5 protein-coding genes and 1 pseudogene are annotated in these 8,151 nt (G+C 76.2%); 1 reads left to right on the forward strand and 5 read right to left on the reverse strand.

From position 1 onward, the window contains the following. From ACFV5N_RS21130 to ACFV5N_RS21150, 5 genes and pseudogenes are all read right to left on the reverse strand, one after another. Positions 1 to 2,990 (reverse strand): annotated as a pseudogene (locus tag ACFV5N_RS21130) (hypothetical protein); the annotation flags it as partial. Then, positions 2,987 to 3,892, reverse strand: a complete 906-nt coding sequence (locus ACFV5N_RS21135) for an FAD binding domain-containing protein (RefSeq protein WP_385602061.1) — start codon at positions 3,890 to 3,892, stop codon at positions 2,987 to 2,989. The pseudogene ACFV5N_RS21130 and the gene ACFV5N_RS21135, both read right to left, overlap by 4 nt. A gap of 130 nt (positions 3,893 to 4,022) precedes the next feature. Further along, positions 4,023 to 5,705: a beta-N-acetylhexosaminidase gene (locus ACFV5N_RS21140; RefSeq protein WP_385602063.1), complete on the reverse strand. Its 1,683-nt coding sequence runs from the start codon at positions 5,703 to 5,705 to the stop codon at positions 4,023 to 4,025. A 29-nt stretch (positions 5,706 to 5,734) separates the two neighbouring features. After that, positions 5,735 to 6,049, reverse strand: a complete 315-nt coding sequence (locus ACFV5N_RS21145) for a DUF3039 domain-containing protein (RefSeq protein WP_346071586.1) — start codon at positions 6,047 to 6,049, stop codon at positions 5,735 to 5,737. 11 nt (positions 6,050 to 6,060) lie between these two features. After that, positions 6,061 to 6,618, reverse strand: coding sequence for a YqgE/AlgH family protein (locus ACFV5N_RS21150; RefSeq protein ID WP_385602066.1), 558 nt, complete (start codon positions 6,616 to 6,618; stop codon positions 6,061 to 6,063). 119 nt (positions 6,619 to 6,737) lie between these two features. Between ACFV5N_RS21150 and murA the strand changes: the two genes are divergently transcribed. Continuing rightward, positions 6,738 to 8,060 (forward strand): UDP-N-acetylglucosamine 1-carboxyvinyltransferase, encoded by a 1,323-nt coding sequence (murA, locus tag ACFV5N_RS21155; protein WP_019433198.1) that lies wholly within the window; start codon positions 6,738 to 6,740, stop codon positions 8,058 to 8,060. Positions 8,061 to 8,151: the final 91 nt, after the last annotated feature.

The following is an 8,151-nucleotide window of genomic DNA, read 5'->3' on the forward strand; positions in this document are numbered from 1 at the left end:
ACACCGTGCGGCGGGGTCCCGGCGGAACCCTCGTCACCGGGGGCGCCGCCCGCGGACGGGACGTGCTCCCGGGCGTGCGGGACACCGTGCGGCGGCGTACCGGCGGGCGCACCGGCCGCGCCCTCGCCGCCGGGAAGAGCCCCGGCGGCCCCATCGGGCCGCCCCGCAGCACCATCGGCGCCGGACGCCCCGGTTCCGCCGCCGGTGCCCGGACCGGACGCGGGCCCGGCCTGCGGCACGCCGTGCGGCGGCGTACCGGCACCCGCCACGGCCGCGCCGTTGTCCGCGCCGGCGGTACCGGCCGCCTGTGACGGCACGCCCTGCGACGGCACACCGGTGGCCTCCGCCTGAGGCTGCGGCACGCCGTGCGGCGGCGTACCACCGGCCGAGCCCGGGCCGTTCGCCGTCTGCGGCGGCACGCCAGGCGCGCCGATTCCGCTTCCCCCTGCTCCGTGCGGGGGCGTACCGGCAGGCGGCATGGCGGCACCACCGTCACCGGACGCACCCGAAGCGCCCCTCGCCTGCGACGGCACACCGTGCGGCGGCGTACCGGGGGCACCGTTTCCGCTCTCCCCGATGCCCTGCGGCGACACACCCGCGGGCCCCATGGCCGCGCCACCCTCACCGGCCGGTCCCGCGGCATCCGCCGATGCCGCCGACCGCGGCACGCCGTGCGGCGGCGTGCCGCCGGGCGCCCCGGGGACGTTCGCCGTCTGCGACGGCACACCGGCAGCCACGCCAGGCGCACCGTTTCCGTCTCCCCCGACGCCGTGCGGGGGCGTACCGGCAGGCGGCATCGCCGCGCCACCCCCACCGTCCGGCCCCGCGGCACCCGCCGCCACCTGAGCCTGCGGCACACCGTGCGGCGGCGTGCCCATGGCCGTCCGGGCCGGGTCGCCGTGCTCCGTACCGGCGGCGCCGGTCGGGTCGGGGGCGTGCGTGCCCTGCGGCGGTACCCCGGACGCACCGGTGCCGCTGCCGGTGTCAGCGGGCGCGTGCGGCACTCCGTGTGCCGGGGTTCCGGATCCGGCGGCCGGATCGGGGGCACTCCCCCAGCCGCCCTGGCCCGGTGCCGACGGCGCGGCCGTCCCGGCGGCCGGGGCATCGCTGCCGTTCGTGCCGTCCGGGGACGGGGCATGCCCCTGCGGATGCGGTACTCCCTGCGCCGGAGTCGCGGACGCGGCGTCCGGCCGGCCGTGCGCGGCAGCGCCCTCCGCTCCCGGGGCGGAGACTTCCGGGCCGGCCGCACCGTCCGGGGCGGTGCCGGGGTCGTGCGGACCCGGTACGCCGTGCGACGGCGTACCCGGGGCGGTGTCCGGCCAGGTCGGCTGGGCGGGCCGGTCGTGGGCGGTGGCGGGGGCGCCCGCCCAGCCGCCCTGGTCCTGCGCGCCGTTCGCCGGGCCGGGGACCGTGGTGCCCTGCGCGGGCGTCCCGGTCGCGGGGTCCGGCCAGGTCGCCCGGGCCTGCCGGCCTCCGGCCGGGGCGCTCTCCGTTCCGGCGACGGGGGCGGCCGGCCAGCCGGCGTGCGCGGTGGCGTCCGGCGCCGGGGACGGCGCCCCGTGCGGCGCTGCCGGCCCGCCGTTCTCGCTGTTCTCCGCCTCGGCGCCCGGTGGGGTGGGCTGGGCGGGTGTGCCCGCCGCCGCGCCGGGCCAACCCGGCCCGGCCTGTGCACCGTTCTCACCGTCCGTGGTGGGTGCCACGGTGCCGCCGGTCGCGTCCGGCCAGCCCGGTTGCCCGTTCACGCCGTTCACGCCGTCAGCGGCCGCCGGAGCCCCGGCGCCGTGCTGCCCGCCCGGGGCGGTACCGGACGCGGCGTCGGGCCAACCCGTCCGGCCCTGCGCGCCGTTCGCGGCGGCCCCGGCAGTCGGGCCGTCATCACGGTGCTCGGCGCCGGTGGTGGAGGCGTGCGTCTGCGGGTGCGGCACACCGTGGGCGGGGGTGCCCGCCGCCGCGTCCGGCCAGCCGGCCCGGGTCTGCGGGCCGTTCGCCGCCGCGCCGGGCTCGGACTGCCGCGGATGCGGTGCGCCGTGCGGTGGGGTACCGGTTCCGGTGTCGGCGCCGCCCGGCCAACCGGCCTGGGGGTGGGCGCCGTTCGTGGCTCCGGCGGTCTGGTGCGGTACGCCGTGGGCCGGGGTCCCGTCCTGCGCGGGCGGCCAGGTGCCGTGCCCGGTGTGTCCGCCGCTGTCCTCGCCGGAGGCCGCCGGTGCCGGGCCGGGCAGACCCGCGCCGTCGCCGCCGTCCGTGCCGTGCGGGGCGGTACCGGGAGCCGTGGTCCAGGCCGTGGGCGCGGCCGCGCCGTCGGGGTTCTCGGCGGGCGGTGCAGCGGTGTCGGTGTGGGCCGCCTGCCAGCCCGGCTGTGCCGGGGTGCCCGCGGCGGCGGGCCAGGACTGCTGCTGTCCGCCCGGCGCCTGGCCGGGGTCCGCGCCGGCCGGGCGGTCGTGGGGGAAGGCGTCCGTCCGCCCCGGGGTGCCGGTCTGCGCCGTTCCCCCCGGCCCTGGCCAGTCGCCCCGGGCCGTCGTGCTCTGCCAGTCGTCCTGCCCGGACGCGCCGGGCTGTTGTGCTGTCGCCGGCCAGCTGTCGCGGGCGGCGGGCCAGTTCGTCTGCGGGGCGGCGTCGCCACCGGCGCCGCCCGCGTCCGGCCAGCCGGCCGACGCCGGCCAACGCCCTTGCCCCGCCTGCTGCCCGCTCTGCTGCGCGGCGGTCCACGGGCCGGACTCCGGCAGTTCGCCCTGCCCGCCCTGCCCGTGCGCCTGCGTCTGCGTCTGCGCCTGCGCCTGCGCCTGCGGCGCGAACGGCAGCGACCACGCCCCCGTCGCCCCGGGGTCGGTGACCGGCACCGCGCCGCCCGTCACCGCCAGCGGGTCCACGCCCGGCGACGGCTGCGGCGGCAGCTGCACGAACGCCGTGGCGTCCGCGTCGTAGTCGCCGCCGCCGTACTCCCCCGCGCCCCAGCCACCCTGTGGCCGCGGCTGTCGCTGATCGTCGCTCATCGCAGCGCCCTTCCGAGTCCACGGCGGGCCAGTGTCGCCACGGTACGCCTCACATGCAGCACAGCAGCCGGCAGTGGTGCCTCCCCCGGCTGCGGATCGGGAACGCAGGCCAGGCCCACGTAGTCGCCGAACGCCGTCAGCGCCTCCGGCGCCAGCGCCCGGCCGTGTTCACCGTCCCAGTCGACCAGCGACGCCACCCAGCGCTCGGCGTCCAGCGGCCGCAGCGGCATCGGCGCGACGCCGCCCACCGCGCAGCGCACCTCACGCCGTATCGGGTCGAGGACCATGGCCACCGACGCCAGGGCCCGCCCGGGGCCGCTGCGCGTCGTCGCCTTCAGGAACGTCTGGGGGGCGTGCAGCAGCGGAACCCGTACGTGGGCCAGGAGTTCGGCGGGGTGCAGGCGGTCCATGCCCGCCAGCAGGCTGCTGACCGGGATCTGCCGGCCCTGCCCGTCCGGTCCGGCGACCAGCAGGGTGGCTTCCAGCGCGGCCAGCACCGGCAGGGTGTCGCCGGAGGGGGCGGCGGTGATGATGTTGCCGCCGAGCGTTCCCGCGTTGCGCACCTGCGGCGGCCCGGCCGAGCGGGCCGCCGCGGCGAGGGCGGGGATGAGGGCGGCGAAGTCGGGCCTGCTCATCCGCGCGTGGGTGAGGCAGGCGCCGAGCAGCGCGTGCCCGTCCTGGTACTCCCAGCCGCGCAGTTCGCCGAGCCGGCCGAGGCTGACCAGCGCGGCGGGCCGCAGCAGCCCGGCGTTGACGCCGGCCATCAAGTCGGTGCCGCCCGCGACCGGTACGGCGGCGGGGGTGGCCGCCAGGGCGGCCACCGCGTCGTCCAGGGTGGCGGGCTGCGCGACAAGCCGGGCGGTCTGCGGCGCTCCGGATGCCTGAGGTGCGTGCGTGCTCAATCCAGCTGCCCCTTCCCGGCTGTCCCGGCTGCCCAGCCGTACGGTATGCGAGGCAACTCTGGCACATTTTTCGGCTCCACCGGTGCCGGGGTCACCCTCATTCCGGAAGCGCGTCACGCCCGTTCGGCACTCAGCCCGGCTGCCCGTCCACCGGACGCCCGAGTTGTCCGGATAGCCCGGCGGGCATCGGCCGCCGCTGCCAGGGGTGCGGGCCGCCGGGCGGGCGGTAGGCGACGCCCAGCGCGTCGAGCCGCGCGTAGTGGGCCTGGGCCATGCGGCGTTCGAAGTCCGGCCACGAGCGGCGCCCCGGGGCGCTCCAGGCCACTTCGGCGAGCGCGCACAGCCGCGGCCAGGTCTGGTAGTCGGCGCGGCCCTGATCGTCGATCAGTTCGGTCCACAGGTTCGCCTGGGTCCCGATGACGTGCCGGGCCGCGTCCCGCCCCGCCAGGGCCGGCGGCACCGGCTCGAACGCGTACACGTCGCGCAGGGTGCGCACCCATCCGACGGGCATCGGCTCGTCCGGTCCTTCCGCCTGCCGGTGGTCGAGGTAGACGTGCTGTTCGGGGCACATCACCACATCGTGTCCCGCCTCGGCCGCCGCGATGCCGCCCGCCCAGCCGCGCCAGGAGGAGACGGCCGCCCCGGCGGAGAGGCCGCCGCCCCCGGTGTCACCGCCCCCGGGGCCGCCGTCCCCCAGGGCGCCGCCCTCCAGGATCTCGTCCCAGCCGATCAGCCGCCGGCCGCGGGCGGCCAGCCAGCGGTCGAAGTGGCGGATGAACCAGGCCTGGAGGCCGTCCTCGTCGCCCAGCCCCTCGCGGGCGATCCGCTCCTGGGCCGCCGGGGAGGCGCGCCACTGGTCCTTGGGGCACTCGTCGCCGCCGATGTGGATGAAGGGGGACGGGAAGATCTCCAGGACGTCGCCGAGCACGTCCTCGTAGAAGCGCAGCACCTCGTCGGTGGGGGCGAGCACGTGCGGGCTGATGCCCCAGTCGGTCCACACCCCGGGGGAACCGTGTCCCGGGTTGCCGAGCCAGGGGTAGGCGGTGATGGCGGCCTGCGAGTGCCCGGGGAGTTCGATCTCCGGGACGACGGTGATGTGCCGCTCGGCCGCGTACCCGACGATCTCCCGCAGGTCGTCCTGGGTGTAGTAGCCGCCGTGCGGGCGTTCGTCCCACAGCGGGGAGTCGCGGTGCCCGTAGCGCGAGCGGGGCCGCCAGGCGCCGGTGGCGGTCAGTTCCGGGTGGCGGGGGATCTCGATGCGCCAGCCCTGGTCGTCGGTGAGGTGGAGATGGAGCACATTGAGCTTGTGGGCGGCGAGCAGATCGAGCTGGCGCAGCACCCCGTCCTTGGGCAGGAAGTGGCGGGAGACGTCCAGCATGAACCCGCGCCAGGCGAAGCGGGGCGCGTCCTCGACGGTGACGGCGGGCAGGCGCCAGGAACGCGCGGTGAGCGGGGCGCGACGGTACGCGCCGGGGCCGGCCAGCTGGCGCAGGGTCTGCGCGCCCCAGAAGACGCCGGCCGGCCCGCCGCCGGTGATGAGCACCCCGTCGGCGGTCACGGTCAGCCGGTACGCCTCGGGGCCGCCGGACAGCGCGGTGTCGAGGGCCAGCCGGACGGGAAGGCCGTCACGGTCCGTGTCCAGTCCGAGGACGGCCCGCAGCCAGCGGGCCGTGCCTTCCGTACCGGGGGCGGCGTCGAAGGCGGCCCCCGGGCCCAGCGCCGGCCCGGCGCCCGTGCCGGGTGTGCACGTCAGCGGCGCCGGTATGAGTCCTGCGGCGGCGAGTCCTGCGGTGTCCGTGGCATCAGCGGTCATGACGGGAGCGTGCCCGCCATGACGGCCGGCTACTTCTTGCCGCCGCCCTTGCCGTCCTTGCCGCCCTTGCCACCGCCGCCGAAGGCGCCCATGGACTCGTAGATCTCCTTGCACATGGGGCAGACCGGGTACTTCTTCGGGTCCCGTCCCGGGACCCACACCTTGCCGCAGAGCGCGACGACGGGCGTGCCGTCCAGCGCGCTCGCCATGATCTTGTCCTTCTGGACATAGTGGGCGAAGCGCTCGTGGTCGCCATCGCCGTGCGACGTCTGCGGTGCGGGCTCGACCAGGGTGCCGGTACCTGTCCCGCGCTCGGGCTGCTGCTCGGGCTCAAGAGTGCTCATGAGCACCAAGCCTAATTGAGCGAGGGGTCATCCGGGTAAGTGGCGAGCAGCGCCAGTCTGCCGTGCTGGCGGCGGAGCACGGCGCGCCACAGGCCCTCGGGGTGCGGGGCGGACACGTCGCCCGGTTCGGAGTCCACGACGTACCAGGCGCCCTCCTCCAGCTCCGCCTCCAGCTGGCCGGGTCCCCAGCCGGCGTATCCGGCGAAGACGCGCAGGGAGCCGACCTCGGCGGCGAGCACCTGGGGCGGGGCTTCCAGGTCGACGAGGCCGATGGAGCCGTGGACGCGGCGCCAGCCCAGCGGCCCGGTGCCGGGGACGACGGCGAGGGCGAGGGCGGCGTCGAGGGCGACGGGGCCGCCCTGGAAGACGACGCCGGGGTCGCCGGCCAGTTCGGCCCACGGTTCCAGGACCTCGGAGACCCCGACCGGGGTGGGACGGTTGAGGACGACCCCGAGCGCGCCGTCGGCGTCGTGGTCCAGCATGAGCACGACGGAGCGTTCGAAATGGGGGTCCGACAGTGCGGGGGTGGCCACCAGCAGCTGCCCGGTGAGCGAGGACACCTCGGTCATGAGGACATGATTCCCCATCGGGAGTGCGGTGGGGAGTGCCGGGTGCGGAGCGGGTGGAGGATTACCATTTCGATTACCCCCGCTCGATTCCCCCGGCCCTCTTGGAGATCGCGAGTTCCATGACTGACGACGTCCTGATTGTTCATGGCGGCACCCCGATCGAGGGCGAGATCAAGGTGCGCGGTGCCAAGAACCTCGTGCCGAAGGCGATGGTGGCGGCGCTGCTGGGCAGCAGTCCCTCCCGCCTGCGCAATGTCCCCGATATCCGTGATGTCCGAGTAGTACGCGGATTGTTGCAGCTGCACGGGGTGACCGTGCGCACCGGCGAGGAGCCGGGCGAGCTGTTCATGGACCCGTCGCGGGTCGAACGCGCCAACGTGGCGGACATCGACGCGCACGCCGGCTCGTCCCGCATCCCGATCCTGTTCTGCGGCCCGCTGCTGCACCGGCTGGGGCACGCGTTCATCCCGGGCCTCGGCGGCTGCGACATCGGCGGCCGCCCCGTCGACTTCCACTTCGACGTGCTGCGCCAGTTCGGCGCCACCATCGACAAGCGGGCGGACGGCCAGTACCTGGAGGCGCCGCGCGGCCTGCGCGGCTGCAAGATCCGGCTGCCGTACCCGTCCGTCGGCTCCACGGAACAGGTGCTGCTGACCGCTGTCCTGGCCGAAGGTGTGACGGAACTCTCCAACGCCGCCGTCGAGCCGGAGATCGAGGACCTCATCTGCGTGCTGCAGAAGATGGGCGCCCAGATCTCCATGGACACCGACCGCACCATCCGCATCACCGGTGTGGACCGGCTGGAGGGGTACACCCACCGGGCGCTCCCGGACCGCCTGGAGACCGCCTCGTGGGCGAGCGCGGCGCTGGCGACCAAGGGCAGCGTGTACGTACGCGGGGCCAGCCAGCGGGAGATGATGACCTTCCTGAACGTCTTCCGGAAGGTGGGCGGGGCGTTCGAGATCGACGACGCGGGCATCCGCTTCTGGCACCCGGGCGGCCCGCTGAACGCGATCGCCCTGGAGACGGACGTGCACCCCGGTTTCCAGACCGACTGGCAGCAGCCGCTGGTGGTGGCCCTCACCCAGGCGTCGGGGCTTTCGATCGTCCACGAGACGGTGTACGAGTCGCGTCTCGGGTTCACCAGCGCGCTGAACCAGATGGGCGCGCACATCCAGCTGTACCGCGAGTGCCTGGGCGGGACGCCCTGCCGGTTCGGGCAGCGCAACTTCCTGCACTCGGCGGTGGTGTCGGGGCCGACCACGCTCCAGGGCGGGGATCTGGTGATCCCGGACCTGCGCGGCGGGTTCTCGTATCTGATCGCGGCGCTGGCGGCCCAGGGCACCTCGCGGGTGCACGGGATCGACCTGATCAACCGTGGCTATGAGAACTTCATCAGCAAACTGGAGGATCTGGGCGCCAAGGTGGAGCGCCCCGCCTGACGGACCCGCGGACCCGCCCGCCGCCGCGCGGCGGCGGGACACGCGCAGAGGGTGGCCCCCAGGCTGGGGGCCACCCACACACCTTCAGGAC

It is taken from the genome of Streptomyces sp. NPDC059853 (genome assembly GCF_042731495.1).
In the GTDB taxonomy this organism is placed as follows: domain Bacteria; phylum Actinomycetota; class Actinomycetes; order Streptomycetales; family Streptomycetaceae; genus Streptomyces.